Origin of the sequence: Streptomyces sp. NBC_00691, from assembly GCF_036226665.1 — a bacterium.
Classification (GTDB): domain Bacteria; phylum Actinomycetota; class Actinomycetes; order Streptomycetales; family Streptomycetaceae; genus Streptomyces.
Window position 1 is genome coordinate 3110067 of the sequence record NZ_CP109007.1, and the last position, 18330, is coordinate 3128396.

General features: G+C 70.5%; 19 protein-coding genes, 1 tRNA gene and 1 riboswitch. Of the genes, 8 read left to right on the forward strand and 12 right to left on the reverse strand.

The window, feature by feature from the left end; translation table 11 throughout:
- Nucleotides 1–2: 2 nt before the first annotated feature.
- Both OG392_RS13975 and OG392_RS13980 read left to right on the forward strand, forming a co-directional pair.
- Nucleotides 3–1832, forward strand: coding sequence for a DEAD/DEAH box helicase (locus OG392_RS13975; protein WP_329279176.1), 1830 nt, complete (start codon nt 3–5; stop codon nt 1830–1832).
- A 220-nt stretch (nt 1833–2052) separates the two neighbouring features.
- A complete protein-coding gene (locus OG392_RS13980; RefSeq protein ID WP_329279178.1) occupies nt 2053–2538 on the forward strand; it encodes a TrmO family methyltransferase domain-containing protein in 486 nt (161 codons plus the stop codon).
- A gap of 912 nt (nt 2539–3450) precedes the next feature.
- Here OG392_RS13980 and OG392_RS13985 read toward each other — a convergent pair.
- Entirely contained in the window at nt 3451–4146 is a 696-nt protein-coding gene (locus OG392_RS13985) for an aspartate/glutamate racemase family protein (RefSeq protein WP_329279180.1), read from the reverse strand.
- A 184-nt stretch (nt 4147–4330) separates the two neighbouring features.
- Here OG392_RS13985 and OG392_RS13990 point away from each other — a divergent pair, with 184 nt between their 5' ends.
- Nucleotides 4331–5269 (forward strand): hypothetical protein, encoded by a 939-nt coding sequence (locus OG392_RS13990; protein ID WP_329279182.1) that lies wholly within the window; start codon nt 4331–4333, stop codon nt 5267–5269.
- A 28-nt stretch (nt 5270–5297) separates the two neighbouring features.
- Nucleotides 5298–5600 (forward strand): hypothetical protein, encoded by a 303-nt coding sequence (locus tag OG392_RS13995; RefSeq protein ID WP_329279184.1) that lies wholly within the window; start codon nt 5298–5300, stop codon nt 5598–5600.
- 62 nt (nt 5601–5662) lie between these two features.
- Here OG392_RS13995 and OG392_RS14000 read toward each other — a convergent pair whose 3' ends face one another.
- The 4 genes from OG392_RS14000 to OG392_RS14015 form a co-directional block, all read right to left on the reverse strand.
- The gene (locus OG392_RS14000; RefSeq protein WP_329279185.1) at nt 5663–6931 is read right to left on the reverse strand and encodes a DUF445 domain-containing protein; all 1269 of its coding nucleotides are present in this window, start codon (nt 6929–6931) and stop codon (nt 5663–5665) included.
- A gap of 12 nt (nt 6932–6943) precedes the next feature.
- Nucleotides 6944–7921, reverse strand: coding sequence for an ABC transporter ATP-binding protein (locus tag OG392_RS14005; RefSeq protein ID WP_329279187.1), 978 nt, complete (start codon nt 7919–7921; stop codon nt 6944–6946).
- Nucleotides 7922–7930: 9 nt separating this feature from the next.
- Nucleotides 7931–8707 carry an ABC transporter permease gene (locus OG392_RS14010; RefSeq protein WP_329287253.1) on the reverse strand — a complete coding sequence of 259 codons (777 nt, stop codon included), beginning with the start codon at nt 8705–8707 and terminating at the stop codon, nt 7931–7933.
- Nucleotides 8708–8795: 88 nt separating this feature from the next.
- Complete coding sequence (locus tag OG392_RS14015) at nt 8796–9596, reverse strand: ABC transporter permease (RefSeq protein ID WP_329287254.1); 801 nt, start codon at nt 9594–9596, stop codon at nt 8796–8798.
- A 156-nt stretch (nt 9597–9752) separates the two neighbouring features.
- Between OG392_RS14015 and OG392_RS14020 the strand changes: the two genes are divergently transcribed.
- The gene (locus tag OG392_RS14020) at nt 9753–12011 is read left to right on the forward strand and encodes a transglycosylase domain-containing protein (RefSeq protein WP_329279189.1); all 2259 of its coding nucleotides are present in this window, start codon (nt 9753–9755) and stop codon (nt 12009–12011) included.
- Here the strand turns inward: OG392_RS14020 and OG392_RS14025 are convergent.
- From OG392_RS14025 to OG392_RS14035, 3 genes are all read right to left on the reverse strand, one after another.
- Complete coding sequence (locus OG392_RS14025) at nt 12005–12325, reverse strand: DMT family transporter (protein WP_329279191.1); 321 nt, start codon at nt 12323–12325, stop codon at nt 12005–12007. The two genes, OG392_RS14020 and OG392_RS14025, sit on opposite strands and share 7 nt — an antisense overlap.
- A 31-nt stretch (nt 12326–12356) precedes the next feature.
- Nucleotides 12357–12426, reverse strand: a riboswitch (guanidine-III (ykkC-III) riboswitch).
- 49 nt (nt 12427–12475) lie between these two features.
- The gene (locus OG392_RS14030) at nt 12476–12814 is read right to left on the reverse strand and encodes a GroES family chaperonin (protein ID WP_015033852.1); all 339 of its coding nucleotides are present in this window, start codon (nt 12812–12814) and stop codon (nt 12476–12478) included.
- A gap of 46 nt (nt 12815–12860) precedes the next feature.
- Complete coding sequence (locus OG392_RS14035; protein ID WP_329279192.1) at nt 12861–13181, reverse strand: DUF3618 domain-containing protein; 321 nt, start codon at nt 13179–13181, stop codon at nt 12861–12863.
- Nucleotides 13182–13333: 152 nt separating this feature from the next.
- Here OG392_RS14035 and bcp point away from each other — a divergent pair, with 152 nt between their 5' ends.
- From bcp to OG392_RS14050, 3 genes are all read left to right on the forward strand, one after another.
- The gene (gene bcp, locus OG392_RS14040) at nt 13334–13807 is read left to right on the forward strand and encodes a thioredoxin-dependent thiol peroxidase (RefSeq protein WP_030324905.1); all 474 of its coding nucleotides are present in this window, start codon (nt 13334–13336) and stop codon (nt 13805–13807) included.
- Nucleotides 13808–13920: 113 nt separating this feature from the next.
- Nucleotides 13921–15420, forward strand: a complete 1500-nt coding sequence (proP, locus tag OG392_RS14045; RefSeq protein ID WP_329279194.1) for a glycine betaine/L-proline transporter ProP — start codon at nt 13921–13923, stop codon at nt 15418–15420.
- A 411-nt stretch (nt 15421–15831) separates the two neighbouring features.
- Nucleotides 15832–15914, forward strand: a tRNA-Leu gene (locus OG392_RS14050).
- Nucleotides 15915–15975: 61 nt separating this feature from the next.
- Here OG392_RS14050 and rdgB read toward each other — a convergent pair.
- The 4 genes from rdgB to OG392_RS14070 form a co-directional block, all read right to left on the reverse strand.
- Complete coding sequence (gene rdgB / locus OG392_RS14055) at nt 15976–16578, reverse strand: RdgB/HAM1 family non-canonical purine NTP pyrophosphatase (RefSeq protein WP_329279196.1); 603 nt, start codon at nt 16576–16578, stop codon at nt 15976–15978.
- An 8-nt stretch (nt 16579–16586) separates the two neighbouring features.
- Nucleotides 16587–16967 (reverse strand): hypothetical protein, encoded by a 381-nt coding sequence (locus OG392_RS14060; RefSeq protein ID WP_329279197.1) that lies wholly within the window; start codon nt 16965–16967, stop codon nt 16587–16589.
- Between the two features lie 92 nt (nt 16968–17059).
- On the reverse strand, nt 17060–17791 hold the full coding sequence (gene rph, locus OG392_RS14065) for a ribonuclease PH (RefSeq protein ID WP_266966328.1): 732 nt from the start codon (nt 17789–17791) through the stop codon (nt 17060–17062).
- A 162-nt stretch (nt 17792–17953) separates the two neighbouring features.
- Nucleotides 17954–18226: a glucose PTS transporter subunit EIIB gene (locus tag OG392_RS14070; protein ID WP_073914414.1), complete on the reverse strand. Its 273-nt coding sequence runs from the start codon at nt 18224–18226 to the stop codon at nt 17954–17956.
- Nucleotides 18227–18330 lie beyond the last annotated feature (104 nt).

An 18330-nucleotide genomic window follows, 5' to 3' on the forward strand; every position in this document is an offset into this window, starting at 1 on the left:
GCGTGGCCGACGCCGAAGAGCCTTCGCTCAGAATCAGCTTTGACGAGACCCGTACGAAGGTGGTGTTCCGGAGCCGCGCGGACGGCCAGGGTCATCTCGTGCGGTTCATCGCACGGTACGGCAGCGGGAGCCAGCGCGGTCCTCAGGCCGCGGATGTGGACCTGGAGGAGTTCCTCGCCCAGCTGCCTCTGCTGACCCACTGGTACGACCCGCAGGGTGTCACCTTCTCACCCGATCTGAAGGCGCTCGCCGAAGGATCGGTTCGGGATTCACAGGCGGTAGAAGCCCGGCTGGAGGCGGGGCAACGCGGCGAGCAGGTACGGGGAGAGGTCTCGCCCTCTGACGTCCCGGCGCTCCTCGGCCCGGCCTGGACGGCTCCGCTGACCAGTTTCCAGCAGCGCGACATCGCAAAGCTGCTGTCCCTCACGCACGGCGCCAACTTCAGTGTCCCCGGGGCAGGCAAGACCCGCGCAGCCCTGGCGGTATACGCGGCCCTCCGGCAGGCCGGCAAGGTCCGGCGGCTGCTGGTGGTCAGCCCGAAATCCGCCTACGAGGCATGGACCGACGAAGCTGCCACGTGCTTCTCCGTTCCCCCCGTTCTCCGCGTCTTCCAGCGGTCTGAGGACAGCGGTGCGGAGATCCTGCTCGTCAACTACGAGCGGCTGAGCCGGCAGCAGTCCCAGCTCGCTGAGTGGCTCTCGGCCGCCCCGGCGCTCATGGTCCTGGACGAGGCCCACCGCATGAAGCTGGGCGTCCGGGGCACGTACGGCGCCAGCTGCATGGCGCTAGGGCCCCTGGCCGCGCACCGCCTCATCCTCACCGGGACCCCTGCGCCGAACGGCGCCAAGGACCTGGAGAGCCTCCTCTCGTTCGTCTGGCCCGGGCACGGGCGGCGAGCCGTGGACCAGGCGGTGGCGGGAGGGGACCTCGCGCACGCGAGCCGGGTGCTGAGACCGCTCTTCACCAGGACGACGAAGAACGAACTCCAGCTCCCCCCGGTGGACATACGGGTGAAGTACGTCCAGCTTCCTGAGGCACACCGCCGCCTCTACGCCGCGCTCAAGAACCAGCTCACCGACCTTCAGGACCGCGAGCAGGAGGAGTTCACCCGGCTGGGCAAAGTGCTCGTCTACCTGATGATGGCCAGTACGAACCCAGCCCTGCTGGAGTCCGGCTCGGACCGGTACCAGCCCCTGCCGCTGGTCGCGGCCCGGCGCCCGGCGGACCCCGGTCTCCCCCTGCTGGACCTCATGCGGGAGCTTCCGCGCTACGAGCTGTCCCCGAAGTACGAGGCCGTTCTGCGGACCGTGACAGAGAATGCCCGCGCGGGCCGCAAGACACTTGTCTGGTCGACGTTCGTCAGGAACCTGACGACGCTCGCGGCGTCTCTCGGTTCGCTCCGCCCAGCAGTGGTCCACGGCGCCACCCCGGACCGGGACGAGCAGATCCGCAGGTTCCGCGAGGACCCGGACTGCATGGTGCTCCTCTCCAACCCGGCCACGCTGGGCGAGGGGATCAGCCTCCACCACGTCTGTCACGACGCCGTCTACCTCGACCGCGATTTCGCGGCCGGCCGCTACCTCCAGAGCCTCGACCGGATCCACCGGCTCGGACTCGCCCCGGGTACGGAGACCCGCGTGACGGTGCTCGTCACCGAGGGGACGATCGACACCGTCGTGCACGAGCGCCTGGGCCGCAAGCTGGAGTTCATGGGCCAGATCCTCGACGATCCGGTCGTACGGGAGCTGGCGGACCCGGAGGAGGATCTCACTCCGTGGGGAATGGACTCCGCCGACCTCCATGCGCTGCTCGGTCATCTGCAGCAGCCGTGAGCACCGGCCTCTCCGCGTGGACAGCAGCCGCTGCCCCGGCCAATGACCCTCACGGTCCGAGGTCAAGGGATCGCCGCGATCCCCGTTCCGCAATCGCGGAATCCCCTCTGCCGCCGAGGTGGACGAGCGCGCCCGGGTCGCACTCCGACGAGTAGCCTGACGGCCTCGAATCCGCTGCACAGACAAGTGGCGGACTCTACAGGGGAGAACGGGGAGAACCATGCCTGAACAGGTCATCGAGGTGCCGGTCATCGCCGACGTGGTCGGGGGCCATGCCGGGCGCCTGGACGACTTCAAGGGCGGCGTCGAATCGGTCATCCGTCTGCGCCCGGAATTCCCCGTGGAGACCTTGCAAGGCATCGAGGAGTTCTCGCACCTCCAGGTCACGTGGTTCTTCAACCTCGGATCGCGGGACGATGTCGCGCTGCATGCGCGTAGCCCTCGGGACAATCCCGCTTGGCCGGCGACCGGCACCTTCGTTCACCACAATCATCGGCGTCCAGCCAGGCTGGCCACTTCCTTTCCGAGGCTGCTCAAGGTCGACGGGCGCGACCTGCACGTCGTGGACCTCGACGCCGACGACGGCACTCAGGTCGTGGATCTTGTGGCGGTATTCCACGAAATGCTCCCTCGTGGGCCCGTGACTCAGCCTAAGTGGCCGGGGGAGATGCTGGCGGACTATTGGCGAGACGCGTCAGAGCGCTGACGACCTCTGGCTTTCGGGCCAAGGCAGGCCCTGGGGGTGGGCCGGGTGTGGGGCTTCTGGTGGGACCGCCCTCTTTCCGAGAGTCGCTCCTTCCGGCGGCGCGTCAAGGGCGCTCCCTGCGGTCGCGTCGGCTTCGCCGATTCCGCTGCGCTCCACCCTTGACCCACCACCTCCAGGAGCGAAGACACTCTCGGAGGGCGGTCCGGGGGCGGGGTCCACGCCGGGCTTCGGGTAGTGGCCACTCACCGTGGGCGGGCGTGGGGCCGGTGGGGTGGGGCTGGGTTCGCGGCCGGGGTCGGTGGGGATCCGTCGACTCGTGCGAGGTGCGCGGTTGTTGGATGGGGCGGCCGGGCGGCGCTCAGCGACGAAAGGCCGGCTCGGGGCGGGGCTTCAAGCCCCGCTGGTCACTCCCGGCGGGTCGAAGCGCGAGTAATTCGACATTACTCCGAGTAACCCACCGGGGAGGGAAGGGTGAATGGGGTGAATCGCCCTTATCGGGCGATGAAGTGCAGGAAACTCTCGCCACCCGCTCCCACCACCCACCGGACAGCGACCAGCGGGGCCTGAACCCCCACCCGACGACGACAGTCCGCCGCCAAGCCAAGCCGGGCCGCCCCATTCAACGACCGCGCACCCCGAAACAAGAGAAAGCGGCCCACCCCGCCCCGCCGCGAACCCAGCCCCACCCCACCGGCCCGCAAGGCGCCCACGCCGACCCCGGCCACTGCCCGAACCCCCGCGCGGCCCCGCCCCCGGCCGCCCTCCGAGTGTGAAAAGGCGGCCTGCGCCGCCGGGTCAAGGGTGGGCGCAGCCCATCGCGCAGCGACGCCGAAGGCGCCCTTGACGCGGTGGTGCAGGACGCCACACTCGGAAAGAGGGCGGCCGCACCCGCACTCTCGTTGCCGGTTCGGGCTAGTCGGCGAGCAGCGCCGCATCCACCGCCGCCGCCGCGTGGAGTCGTGCGGTGGGGAAGACCGGGACCGGGCTGTCCTCGGCCCCGATGAGCAGCTCGATCTCCGTGCAGCCCAGGATGATGCCTTCCGCGCCGCCCGCGACCAGGTCCGCGATGACCTTCTGGTACGCGGTGCGTGACTCCTCCCGCACGATGCCCAGGCAGAGTTCCTCGTAGATCACGCCGTGGACCATCGCGCGCCCGTCAGCGTCCGGGATCCGCACGTCCAGTCCGGCCGCTTCCAGGCGCCCTCGGTAGAAGTCCTGCTCCATCGTGAACGCCGTTCCCAGCAGGCCCACTCGGCGCAGCCCCGACTCCCGTACGGCGTCCGCTGTGGCGTCGGCCAGGTGCAGCAGCGGGACCGACACCGCCGCCCCGACCTGGTCGGCGACCTTGTGCATGGTGTTGGTGCAGATCAGGATCATCTCCGCGCCGGCCGCCTCAAGGGCCTGTGCGGCCGCCGCCAGGATCTCGCCCGCTTCCGTCCAACGGTTCTGGACCTGCAGCTGCTCGATCTCCGCGAAGTCCACCGAGTAGAGCACGCAACGCGCCGAGTGGAGCCCGCCCAGGCGGTCACGCGTGAACTCGTTCAACAGGCGGTAGTACTCCGCCGTCGACTCCCAGCTCATCCCGCCGATCAGCCCGATCGTCCTCATCGCCACGCCCCTCACACGCACGAGGAGTTCCGCCGCTCCTCTACTCGGTCACCCACACGAGCGTTCTTCGCCTGACGCGCCCGCTCACCGGCGATCAGTGCGGTACCTTCGCGCAAAACGGCCCCCGCCGATGGTTGCAGCCGTCAGCGAGGGCCTGAACCACTAGTGGAAATAGGCCTCCACCGTGATCTACCGGCACTTTAACGCGCCCTCCCATGCCTTCAGTCAGTTCTCGCACGAGATCATTCGGCATCCCCGGCTCACCTCCGACGCCGTCCGGCTCCTGACCTGGCAGCTCTCCCTCCCGCAGAACGCACGCGAGTCCCTTTCCTCGACCGCCCAACGGGCCCGGATCGGGGGATGCGCCTTCACCCGCGCCAAGCGGCAGCTCAAGGAGGAAGGGTTCGTGCATGAGCGGCGAGTTCAGGGGCCCGGTGGCCGGTGGACCACCCAACAGCTCGTCTCCAGTACCCCGTTGACCGCCGGTGAGGCCGCCAAGCTGCTCGCCCGGACACCCCTCCCCGCCTGCACCGAACCCGTAACCCCGCAGGTCGCGCCGAGTCCCCGGAAACCGGCCGCCGGTCGGCCGACCACCCCGTCGACCGGCGGTCATCCAGATGAAGACCTCAAGGAAGACACCTCCCACCTTCCGGCCGAGCCGGCCGCGGCCGTCGACAGCGCACCCACCAGCCCCCACGCCGAGGACGCCCGCGCCCTCGTCGGGGCTCTGCCCCTCCTCTCCCCCGCCCTCCGCCACATCCCGCCCGGCATGCGCGACGAACTCACCCGCCTCGCCGCCCGCTGGCTCGACGCCGGGCACTCGTCCGCCGACGTCCACGAGCACGTCCTCCGCGGCCTGCCCGGCGCCGGGACGCCCGTTCACCGACCCGGCGGGCTCGTCCGCCACCTTCTTCGCGACGTACCGCCCCGCGTCCTGCCGACCCCGCCTCCATCAGCCCCGATCCGGCTCTCCGTCCGCCTCGAAGGCGCACGCGAGTGCGCGGGCCACCACACCCAGCCCATGCTGTTCCGGCCGCTCGCCGACGAGACCCTGTGCGCCGAATGCGCCGCGCCCGCCCGAGAAGGGCGACGTCCGAACCCCCTCGTAGGCTCGAACCCGTAGAAACCCGCGCCGACCGAAAGGCCCCGTCATGCCCCGCATCCCCTCCCCCGTCGTAGCCGCCGCCGGGCTCGTCGGTGGTTATGCCGTCGCCCGGTGGACCAAGAAGCGGCCTCTCGGGGGCGTCGTGCTCGCCGGGGCCGGGGCCGTCGCCGCTCGGGAGTGGCAGCAGGCCGGTGGGGCCAAGGTCGCCGCCGGGCTCGGTGCCGCCTACGTCGCCGCGTTCGCCGGGTCCCATCCGCTCGCCAAGAAGATCGGCGCCTGGCCCGCGGTGTTCTCCGTCGCCGGGGGCATGGCCGCCGCCTCCTGGGCCGTCACCCGCGACCGGAGCTGACTTCTCTCCGGGGGCCGTCACCCGCGGCGAGCAGGACCCCCTGCCCAGCCGCCCGTCCCCCCTCACCCCCCGGCCGCGTGGCTCACCGTGTAGATCAGGAGGCCCGCCAGGGCGCCCACCACCGTGCCGTTGATGCGGATGAACTGGAGGTCGCGGCCGATGTTCGCCTCGATCTTCTTCGAGGTCTGGGTGGCGTCCCAGCCCGCGACCGTGTCCGTGATCAGGGACGTGATCTCGTGCCGGTACGTCGTGACCACGTAGGCCGCCGCGTCCTCCGCCCAGCCCTCCACCTTCGTCTGGAGGCGGGCGTCCGTCGACAGGCGGTTGCCCAGGGAGATCAGGGAGGCGCGGGCGCGGAGGCGGAGTTGGCTGCGATCGTCCTCCGCGGCCGCGATGATCAGGTTGCGGACCGAGGACCAGGCCGAGGCGATGATGTCCTGGACCTCCGGGCGGGCCAGGAGGTCCGACTTGAGGCGTTCGACGCGGGCCCGGGTGTCCGTGTCCGCCTGGAGGTCGGCCGCGAAGTCGGTGAGGAAGCGGTCGATCGCACCGCGCGCCGGGTGGCCCGGCATGTCGCGCATCTCCGTCACGAAGCGGAGGAGTTCCTTGTAGACGCGCTCGCCGATGCGCTTGTCCACGAAGCGCGGCGTCCAGCCCGGCGCCCCGCCCTGGACCGCGTCCATCACCGAGTCACCGTGGGTCACCAGCCAGTCGTGCGCCCTGGTGCAGACGAGGTCCACCGCCCGGTGGTGCGCCCCGTCCTGGACGATCTTCTCCAGCGTCTTGCCCAGGCCCGGCGCGATCTCCGCGGCCTCCGCCCGCCGGGTGATCGCCTCGCCCACGACCGCCTGTACGTCGGAGTCGCGGAGGACCGTGAGCGCGCCGCGCAGTGCCGTGGAGAGTTCCGCCGTCACCCGGTCCGCGTGCGCCGGGTCCGCCAGCCACCCGCCCAGCCGGCTGCCGATGGAGAGTGCCGCCAGCCTGCCCCGTACGACGTCGGCCGACAGGAAGTTCTCGCCGACGAACTGGCCCAGCGACGCCCCCAGCTGGTCCTTCTTCGTCGGGATGATCGCGGTGTGCGGGATCGGCAGGCCCAGGGGGTGCCTGAACAGGGCCGTCACCGCGAACCAGTCCGCCAGCGCACCGACCATGCCGGCCTCCGCCGCCGCCGCGACATAGCCCGTCCAGGGCCCCCAGCCGGCGTTCTCCGCCCAGGTCGCCAGGGCGTAGATCACCGCCACGACGAGCAGCAGCGCCGTCGCCAGCGACTTCATCCGGCGGACGCCTCTGCTCTTCTCCTCGTCCGCCGCCGTGTACGAAAAACTCACCATGGGCCTGACCTCCTACATCAGGGACTCCCGGCGCTCGTCCCGAGTTCCCCCGTACATCTTCGCGATCACCGTCTCGATGTCCGGCTCCCGCACCGAGAGGTCGAGGAGGGGATACGCCGCCGCCACCTCCGCCACCAGCGGGGCCGCCGAGGCGGTCGCGGGGAAGGCGAGCCACTGGCGGGGGCCCTCCGAGCGTACGAAGCGGGCGCCCGGGACGTCGATCGGCGGCAGCTCCCGCTCCAGGTCCACCACCAGGAGCCGCTCGCTCTCGCCCACCGCGTGCAGGCCCGTGAGCTTCCCGTCGTACATGAGGCGGCCGTGGTCGATCACCATCACCCGGGAGCACAGCTGCTCGATGTCCGTGAGGTCGTGGGTGGTCAGGAGGACGGTGGTGCCCCGGGTGGTGTTGAGGTGGCCCAGGAACTCCCGCACGCGCGCCTTCGACACCACGTCCAGGCCGATCGTCGGCTCGTCCAGGTACAGGACCTCCGGGTCGTGCAGGAGCGCCGCCGCGATGTCCCCGCGCATCCGCTGCCCCAGTGACAGCTGCCGCACGGGCACGTCGAGGAGCTCCCCGAGTTCCAGGAGCTCCACGCAGCGGTCCAGGTTCTCCCGGAAGCGGGCGTCGGGGATCCGGTACATCCGGTGCGTCAGCCGGTACGAGTCCCTCAGCGGCAGGTCCCACCAGAGCGTCGTCCGCTGGCCGAAGACCACCCCGATCCGTTGCGCCAGACGGGTGCGCTCGCGCGCGGGGTCGATGCCCGCGACCCGCAGCCGGCCACCGCTGGGGGTCAGGATGCCCGTGAGCATCTTGATCGTCGTCGACTTCCCCGCGCCGTTCGGGCCGATGTAGCCGACCATCTCCCCGCGTTCGACCGCGAAGCTGATGCCGTCGACCGCCCGGACCTCCTTCTTCTCGCGGCGGAACAGGCCCGCGCGTCTGCGCACCGTGAAGACCTTCTCCACCTGCCGCAGTTCGATGAACGACACCTTCTGCCCTCAGCTTCCCGTCGATCGGTACGCGCGGACCCCGGCCCGCCACGCGACCCCCGCCACCCCGCAGCACACCGCCGCCACCAGCGGCGACGCGAACGCCGCCCACTCCGGCACCCCCGCCGGGGCCGGCCGGTCCAGTACGTACAGCGCCGGCAGCCAGTTCACGAACGCCAGCGGTACGACGTACACCACACCCCGCACCAGGTCCTGCGCGAAGATCGTCGGCGGGTACTGGAGAAGGGTGTTCCCGCCGTACGTGAAGGAGTTCGTCACCTCCGCCGCGTCCTGGATCCAGAACAGCGACGACGCGCCGACGACCATCACCGCCGCGAAGATCACCGCCCCGCTCACCACCGTCACCGGCAGCAGCAGCACCTTCAGCGGCGTCCACGCCACGTCCAGCAGGCACAGGCTCCAGATCAGGACGACGAGGCCCTGCGTGACCCGGCCGAACCGCTTCAGCGCGAACTTGTCCCCGGCGATCTGCGCGAGCAGCGGCGCCGGGCGCAGCAGGAACGTGTCCAGCGAGCCGTCCCTGACGCGGGCCCCCATCCGCTGCAGCGAGCCCATCGTCAGGTCCGCGATCCCGAACGCCGTGCCCGCCGTCCCGTACAGCAGGGCGACCTCGGCGAAGGCGAAGCCGCCCAGTCCCTTCACCTGACCGAACATCAGCAGGATCGCGACGAAGTCGAAGAACGTGACGCAGAAGTTGGTGAAGAGCGCGATCAGGAAGGACGCCCGGTAGGTCATCGTCGAGCGGATCCACATGCCCGCGACCATCCGGTACGTCCGCCAGGCGTCGGCCAGGCGGCCGGGGGCGGGCCCCGGGCCGTGGGCGGCTCCGGTCAGCACGCTCGTACGCGTCCCCTCAGCCACCCTGGACCACCACCTTCCGCGTCGCCGCGGCCTGGACCACCCGGCCCGCGGCCAGCAGCACCAGTGCCCAGCCGCCCTGGAAGGCGTACGCCCCCGCCAGTCCCCAGCCCTCGTACGTCCCCAGGTACACATCGGCCGGCACCTGGAGCAGGGAGGCCCACGGCAGGGCTCGCGCGACCTCGCCGAGCGTGCCCGGGAAGACGTTCAGCGGGAGCAGCATCCCGGAGAAGAACAGGCCGCCCAGCCAGGCCACCTGCACCACGCCCTGGCCGTCGAGCAGCCAGAACGCGCTCATCGCCACCACGTACCAGAGCGCGAAGCCGACCGTGGAGCCCAGCGCCACCGCCACCAGGAAGGCGAGCCACGCGCCCGGGCCCGCCGGGAGGGTGAAGCGGAAGGCCAGCCAGCCGACCGCCATCGGGGCGATCCCGCGGCCGAGCAGCTGATAGGCGGACCTGCCCAGATTCGCCGAGAACCACCAGGTCTGGAGGTCGGCGGGGCGGTAGAGGTCGACCGCGATGTCGCCGGTCCTGATCCGCTCGATCAGCTCGTTCTCGAAGCCGCCGCCCATCATCCCGCAGACCGTGAGCAGCCCCTGTCCGATCCACACGTACGCGAGCGCGTCGTCCATCGAGTAGCCGCCGAGGTGCGGGCGCTCGTCCCAGAGGGCGATGTACGTGTACGACAGGACGAGGCCGAAGACGGAGTTGGTGAACACCCCCGCGGCCGTCGCCACCCGGTAGGTGGCGTGGCGCCGGAAGCCGCCCGCGGCCACCGTCGCGTACAGGCGCAGCATGTCGCTCCCTTCCGCACGCGCGGTCCGCGAAGCACCGAAAAACGCCGAAGCGCACGACCTTAGCGAAGGGCCTCGGCGTGCCGCGACCGGATTTCTCGTCAGCTTCGGGTCGTATTCAGGACTTTCGTCGCCTTGGGGGCAATATGAGGTGCCATGCCCCCTTCCTCCGGTACGAGCGACTCCGACGCCCCCCGGCCGGCCCGCCCCACGGGCTGGGAGCCGAGGGACCCCACCCTCTGCCCTCCCCCACCGCGCACGCCGAAGCGCCGTCCCCGCCGCCTCCTGCGCACCTTCTTCGGGCTCCTCCTCCTCGGCACCCTGCTGCTCGCCGGCGCCTTCGCCGCCGGGTACCTCCTGGTGGAGATCCCGCCCGCCAACTCCGCCGCGCTCGCCCAGTCCAACGTCTACCTCTACCGGGACGGCACCACCCTCGCCCGCGACGGCGAGGTCAACCGCGAGAACGTGCGGCTCGACCGCGTCCCCCTCACCGTCCGGCAGGCCGTCCTCGCCGCCGAGGACCGCGACTTCCACACCTCGCGCGCCGTCGACCCCAAGGCGATGGTCCGCGCCGCCTGGAACACCGTCACCGGCAAGGGCCGCCAGTCCGGCTCCACCATCACCCAGCAGTACGTCAAGAACTACTACCTGGGCCAGGAGCAGACCCTCACCCGCAAGGCGAAGGAGTTCTTCATCGCGATCAAGCTCGGCCGCGAGAAGAGCAAGGAGGACATCCTCCAGGGCTACCTGAACACCAGCTACTTCGGACGCAACGCGTACGGCCTCCAGGCCGCCGCCCGCGCCTACTACGGCAAGGACGTCGCCGACCTCGACACCGCCGAGGGCGCCTACCTCGCCTCCGTCCTCAAGGCCCCCAGCGCCTACGACGTCACCACCCACCCCGAGAACCGGGCCAAGGCCGTCGCCCGCTGGAACTACGTCCTCGACGGCATGGTCACCGAAGGCTGGCTCAGCCGCGCCGACCGCGCCGCCGCCCGCTTCCCCACCCCCCAGACCGCCCGCCCCGCCACCGGCCTCTCCGGACAGCGCGGCTACCTCGTCCAGGCCGTCGAGGAGTACCTGACCGGGCACGGGATCGTCGACGAGAAGACCCTCGCCGGCGGCGGCTTCCGCATCACCACCACCCTCGAACCCGCCAAGCAGGAAGCGCTCGTCCAGGCCGTCGAGGAACAGGTCATGTCCCGGCTCGACCCCGCGAACGCCCCCGCCGACCGGTACGTACGGGTCGGCGCCGCCGCCGTCGACCCGGCCGACGGCAAGGTCCTCGCCCTGTACGGCGGCATCGACTACACCCAGCAGTACGTCAACAACGCCACCCGGCGCGACTACCAGGTCGGCTCCACCTTCAAGCCCTTCGTCTTCACCGCCGCCGTCCAGAGCGGCGCCCAGACCCAGCACGGCGAGCCGATCACCCCGTACACCGTCTACGACGGCAACAACCGGCGGCCGGTCGAGGGCTGGCACGGCGCCCCGTACGACCCCTCCAACGAGGACGACGAGAGTTACGGCGAGATCCCCGTCGGCACCGCGACCGACCTGTCGGTGAACGCCGTGTACGCCCAGATGGCCGTCGACGTCGGCCCCGGGCACGTACGGCGCACCGCGGTCGCCCTCGGACTGCCCGGCTCCACCCCCGACCTCACCGCCTCCCCCTCCATCGCGCTCGGCCCGGCCACGGCGAGCGTCCTGGACATGGCGACGGCGTACGCCACCCTCGCCGCGCACGGCCGCCACGGCGCGTACTCCCTCGTCGAGGGCCTCAGCAGGGACGGCGAGGGGCTGCCCGTACCCACCCCGGAGTCCCGGCAGGCGGTGAGCCGCGAGGCCGCCGACACCACCACGGCCGTCCTGCGGAGCGTCGTCGAGACGGGCACGGGAACGGCCGCGCTGGCCGCCGGACGCCCCGCCGCCGGCAAGACCGGCACGGCCGAGGACGACAAAGCCGCCTGGTTCGCCGGCTACACGCCGGAACTCGCCACGGTCGTCGCCGTGATGGGCCAGGACCCCGAGTCCGGCCGGCAGGAACCGCTGTACGGCGCCCTCGGCCAGCCCCGGATCAACGGAGGCGGCACGCCCGCCGAGATCTGGGCCGAGTTCACCCGTGAGGCGCTGGCGGGAACGGCACCGCGGGCCTTCGACCTCCAGCTGATGCCGGGGGCGGAGGAGATGCCGCCGCTGCCACCGCTCCCGGACGCCTCTCCCGAAGCGTCCGACGCCTCCGCCGCCCCTGACGCCTCCGGCCCACCCGAGGCATCAGGTGCACCCGAGGCATCAGGGACACCCGAGACCTCCACGGCTCCCGATGCCGCCGAGGACGCGTACGAACGGGGCGAGGCGGGCCCGGGAGCCGCGTCACGCGGCCCCCGGCCCCCGCGCGCCACCCCCGGTCAGTGACCCGAGGTCGCCTTCAGGCCCACGACGGCGACCAGCAGCAGACAGACGAAGAAGATCCGGGCGGCGGTCGCCGGCTCACCCAGCACCACCATGCCGAGCACCGCCGCACCGGCCGCGCCGATACCCACCCACACGCCGTACGCCGTACCGATCGGCAGGGTCTTGGCGGCCTGCGACAGCAGCACCATCGAGGCGACGATCCCGGCACCGGTGAACACGCTGGGCCAGAGCCGCGTGAAGCCGTCGGTGTACTTCATCCCGATCGACCAGCCGACCTCGAGCAGACCCGCGACGACAAGAAGAACCCAGGCCATGACGAACACCTCCGCGAGACGGAACAACAGGGGTGCGTCGTCTTGTCGGAATCCCGGTACGGCGCGTCTCGTCGGGTGTCCCCAGGCTAGCAAAGAACGACGGAGGGCCCCGGTGACCATGGTCACCGGGGCCCTCCGAGGCACATCAGGTCAGAGATACAGCCCGGTCGAGTCCGTCGTCCCCTGGAACCGGTCCGCGGCCACCGCGTGCAGATCACGCTCCCGCATCAGCACGTACGCCACGCCCCGCACCTCGACCTCGGCACGGTCCTCGGGGTCGTACAGCACCCGGTCACCGATCTCGACCGTACGGACGTTCTGCCCCACCGCGACCACCTCGGCCCAGGCGAGTCGACGGCCGACGGCGGCGGTCGCCGGAATCAGGATGCCCCCGCCCGAGCGCCGCTCCCCCTCCGGGGAGTCGGTGCGGACCAGGACGCGGTCGTGGAGCATCCGGATGGGCAGCTTGTCGTGCGTGTTCTCGCTCACGGTGTGAACCTACCCGCCCGGGTACACCACCCGGGGCCGGGAGGGGTCATCCCCTGCCCTTGCGGGAGGAGGCGGCCAGCAGCCCGACGACCGCGACGACGACGAGCGCCGCCGGCACCACGCGCTCCAGGCGGGGGGCGCCGTCCTCATGGGTGAAACGTGCCTTCACATCCGAGACCACCCGGTTGACGGCGACGAAGGCGCGTCCGGCGGTCTGGTCGACCGTCGAGGCGACCTTGGCCTTCGCGTCCCCGATGATCGTCTTCGGGTGCATCCGAATGCCGATCTCGTCGAGAGTGACGGCGAGCTGCTCGCGCCGGCGGACGATGTCCGCCTCGATCTGCGCAGGGGTCCTGGCCTCCGACACCGCGCTGCCTCCGTAGTCGTGATCCGGGTGGGTCGTGATCCGGTCGTTGATCGGTCCTTGTGGACAGTCTGTCAGCTCTGCCGCCGCCGGGCTGTCCCCGACCCCCATTAGGCTCTGAATGCGTACGCGAACGATCTCGAGGAGAGCCAGCCATGAGCGAGCGACTGCAGCCCGGCGACACCGCCCCCGCCTTCACCCTGCCCGACGCGGACGGCAACGAGGTCTCGCTCGCGGACCACAAGGGCCGCAAGGTCATCGTCTACTTCTACCCGGCGGCGCTCACACCCGGCTGCACCAAGCAGGCCTGCGACTTCACGGACAACCTGGACGTGCTGGCGGCGGCGGGCTACGACGTCATCGGCGTCTCGCCGGACAAGCCCGAGAAGCTGGCGAAGTTCCGCGAGAAGGAGAACCTGAAGGTCACCCTGGTCGGCGACCCGTCCAAGGAGATCCTCGAGGCGTACGGCGCCTTCGGCGAGAAGAAGCTGTACGGCAAGGTCGTGACCGGCGTGATCCGCTCCACCGTCGTCGTCGACGAGGACGGCAAGGTGGAGCACGCCTTCTACAACGTGAAGGCGACGGGCCACGTGGCCAAGATCCTCCGGGACCTCTCCATCGAGGCCTGACCGCCGCCCCGGCGACGTGACGGACGTCCCAATCCCGGACGACTTCCGTTTGTGAACGGCATGACCGTGCAGAAGGTCCTCTGGAGTTTTTTCCGGAGAGAGGACGTACGGCCATGCCGGCCACAGACCGCGACGGCCCCGTGACCGACCCCGAGGCACAGAGGCGTCACCCCCTGCTGTTCAAGGCCGTCAGCCGGCGACGACAGCCCCGGCTGCGCCGCACCGACATCACGGTCACCGACGAGGCGGCCGTCAAGCGGGCCGTGAAGGCCGCCTCGCTGGGCAACGCCATGGAGTGGTTCGACTTCGGCGTCTACGCCTACCTCGCCGTCACCCTCGGCCATGTCTTCTTCCCGTCGGGCAACGACACCGTCCAGCTGCTCTCGTCCTTCGCGACGTTCGCCGTCGCCTTCCTGATCCGCCCGCTCGGCGGCATGGTGTTCGGCCCGATGGGTGACCGGCTGGGCCGCAAGAAGGTCCTCGCCCTGACGATGATCCTCATGGCCGTCGGCACCTTCGCCATCGGCCTGATCCCGTCGTACGCCTCCATCGGCTTCTGGGCGCCGGTCCTGCTCGTCTTCTTCCGGATGCTCCAGGGCTTCTCCACCGGCGGCGAGTACGGCGGCGCCTCCACCTTCATCGCCGAGTACGCCCCCGACCGCCGCAGGGGCTACTTCGGCAGTTTCCTGGAGTTCGGCACCCTGGCGGGCTACGTCGGCGCGGCGGGCCTGGTCACCGCGCTCACCGGCTGGCTCGGCTCCGACACCATGGAGGCATGGGGCTGGCGCGTGCCCTTCCTCGTCGCGGGCCCGCTGGGCCTGGTCGGCCTCTATCTGCGACTGCGGCTCGACGAGACGCCCGCCTTCCAGAAGCTGGAGAACGAGACGGGGCGCGCCTCCGAGGCGGCCGACGCGGTGGAGACCTCCACCAAGGGCGACCTGGCGAAGATCTTCCGGCAGCAGTGGCCGACGCTGATCCTGTGCATCGCGCTGGTCGGCGCGTACAACATCACCGACTACATGCTGCTGTCGTACATGCCGACGTACCTCTCCGACGAGCTCGGCTACAGCGAGACGCACGGCCTGCTGATCCTGCTGCTCGTGATGGTCCTGCTGATGCTGGTCATCACCCAGGTCGGCCGTCTGAGCGACCACTTCGGCCGGAAGCCGATCCTGATGGCCGGCATGCTGGGCTTCCTCTTCCTGTCGCTGCCCGCGTTCCTGCTGATCGGCCAGGGCGGCGTGCCCGCGATCACGGCGGGCATGCTGATGCTCGGCCTGTCGCTGGTCTGCCTGCTCGGCACGATGTCGGCGGCGCTCCCGGCACTCTTCCCGACGGACGTCCGCTACGGCTCCCTGTCGGTGGGCTACAACCTGTCGGCGTCGCTGTTCGGCGGTACGACCCCGCTGGTGATCACGGCACTCATCGGCGCGACCGGCAGCAATCTGATGCCGGCGTACTACGCGATGGGCGCGGCGCTCGTCGGCGTGGTCGCGGTCGCCTGCATGAAGGAGACGGCCCGACAGCCCCTGGAGGGCTCCCCGCCGTCGGTGGAGACCCCGGAGGAAGCGGCGGAACTGGTCATGTCCCAGTCCCCGGAACCGAAATTCTGACCCCGCCACCCCGCCTCAGGAACGGCCCGCCCCGGACACCCCGGCGCGGGCCGTTCCGTTCTTCGTACGGGATATGACGTGACCGTCCGATATGCGGGTCGTTGATACGCCGCCCCGAAGGGTCTTCGCGCGAAAACCGCGTTCGGCTCCACCGCGCGCTCACCGAGGTAGGCGTCCCGTATCGCTGCGCCGAGTGCGGCAACGAAGGTTCGTGGAGAGGTGGGCCCATTGCCCTGCAGATCGACCACGTCAACGGGAACCGGCTCGACGATCGCCGGAGAACCTCCGCTGCCTTTGCCCCAACTGCCACTCGAAGACCGCTACGTGGTGTCGAGGCGGCGGGCGCCGCCATCCGACGTAAGACATCCATGCTCACGCCAAGCACAGGCCCGCTACCATGGTAGGCGACCAGCGGCCTTGGCGGAACGGCAGACGCCTCGCGTTTAGGTCGCGATGGGAGAAATCCCGTGAGGGTTCGAATCCCTCAGGCCGCACACACCGTCAAATCGAAGGCCTCGCCCAAAGTTGCTCAGGGCGAGGCCTTCGCTGTTGCCCTCAGCCCAGCAGTTCCCTCACCACCGGGGTCAGGGCCCGGAAGGCCTTGCCTCGGTGGCTGATCGCGTTCTTCTCCGCCGGGGTCAGTTCCGCGCAGGTGACCTCGTGGCCGTCCGGCTGGAGGATCGGGTCGTAGCCGAAGCCGTTCGTGCCGACCGGGGTGTGGCGGAGGGTGCCCGGCATCGTGCCTTCGACCACGCGTTCCGTGCCGTCCGGGAGGGCCAGGGCCGCCGCGCAGGCGAAGTGGGCGCCGCGGTGTTCGGTCGCGATGTCGGAGAGCTGGGCCAGGAGCAGGTTCAGGTTCGCGCGGTCGTCGCCGTGCGTGCCGGCCCAGCGGGCCGAGAAGATGCCCGGGGCGCCGTTCAGTACGTCGACGCAGAGGCCGGAGTCGTCGGCCACGGCCGGCAGGCCGGTGGCTCGGGCGAGGGCGTGGGCTTTGAGGAGGGCGTTCTCGGCGAAGGTGACGCCGGTCTCCTTGACGTCGGGGATCTCCGGGTACGCGTCCGCGCCGACGAGTTCCAGGTCGAGGCCTGCGTCGGCGAGGATCGCGTGAAGTTCGGTGATCTTGCCCGGGTTGCGGGTGGCGAGGATCAGACGGGTCATGCCATCGATTATCCCGGGGTGCAGACCTTGCCGATCTCGGTGGCCGCGTCGGTGATGGGAGCGATGTCCGGGGTGGTGTCGCCGTTCTTGACGGCGGTGCGGACGGTGTCGACGCCCTTGGAGAGGTCGTCGACCGCCTTGGAGAGGTCGGCGTTGTCCGTGGTGTTCTTGAGGTTGCCCAGTTCCGTGGAGATGGAGTTGAGGGACTCCTCGATCTGCGTGGCGTCGTTCGAGGCGTTGGAGACCGCCTGCTGAAGGTTGCTCACCGAGGTGGCTATCGCGTCGGCGGTCTTGACGCAGTCCATTGCTTTGTCGAGGGCTCCGCAGCCGCTCAGGACGGTGGTGAGTGCGGCGGCCGTGGCCACGGCGAGTGCGAGACGGCGCTTCAAGGCGGGTCCTCCCCCAGATACGAACGTGCGAACGACGGACGGGCGCACGGAGCTTATCCGTACGGGCCCGCCCGTCAGGACGCAGTCAGGGGTCAGAGGGTTCCTTCGAGGGCCTTGCGCTGGATCTCGGCGAGTTCGGCGCAGCCGCCGGAGGCGAGGTCGAGGAGGGCGTTGAGCTCGTCGCGGTCGAAGGGCTCGGCCTCGGCGGTGCCCTGGACCTCGACGAAGCGGCCGTCGCCGGTGCAGACGACGTTCATGTCGGTGTCGGCGCGGACGTCCTCCTCGTAGCAGAGGTCGAGGAGGGGGACGCCGTCGACGATGCCGACGGAGACGGCGCCGACGGTGCCGGTGAGGGGCTTGCGGCCGGCCTTGACGAGCTTCTTGCCCTGGGCCCAGGTGACGGCGTCGGCGAGGGCGACGTACGCGCCGGTGATGGCGGCGGTGCGGGTGCCGCCGTCGGCCTGGAGGACGTCGCAGTCGAGGACGATGGTGTTCTCGCCGAGCGCCTTGTAGTCGATGACGGCGCGCAGGGAGCGGCCGATGAGGCGGGAGATCTCGTGGGTGCGGCCGCCGATCTTGCCGCGGACGGATTCGCGGTCGCCGCGGGTGTTGGTGGCGCGCGGGAGCATGGAGTACTCGCCGGTGACCCAGCCTTCGCCGCTTCCCTTGCGCCAGCGCGGGACGCCTTCGGTGACGGAGGCGGTGCAGAAGACCTTGGTGTCGCCGAAGGAGATGAGGACGGAGCCCTCGGCGTGCTTGCTCCAACCGCGTTCGATGGTGACGGGGCGGAGCTGTTCGGGGGTACGGCCGTCGATACGAGACATGGGACGAGCCTAGCCGCGCCGGAACCCTGGTGATGAAGGACCCGTTCCGCGGGTGGCCGGTGATGGCTGGTGATGGTCGGTCATGGCGGGCGGGCGTGACGGGCGGTCATGCCGAAGGGCCCGTTCCCCTGCCGGAACGGGCCCTTCGGTTGATGCGGCTGCTTACATCATGTCTTCGATGTCGGCGGCGATCGGGTCGGCGTCGGTGCCGATGACGACCTGGATCGCGGTGCCCATCTTGACGACGCCGTGGGCGCCGGCGGCCTTGAGGGCGGCCTCGTCGACCTTGGACGGGTCCACGACCTCGGTGCGCAGGCGGGTGATGCAGCCTTCGACCTCTTCGATGTTCTCGATGCCGCCGAGCCCGGCGACGATCTTCTCAGCCTTGCTGGCCATGTGTTTCTCCCTGTCCGTTCCGTTCGCGCGTACGCGAATCTCGGCGCACCTGTGGTCCGCTTTGTCACGGTAACCCACGGTTGGCCCAACTTCGCGAGCGAGTGCCGCCGTTCTGCCGAATGATGACGATCACCGGCGGCCTG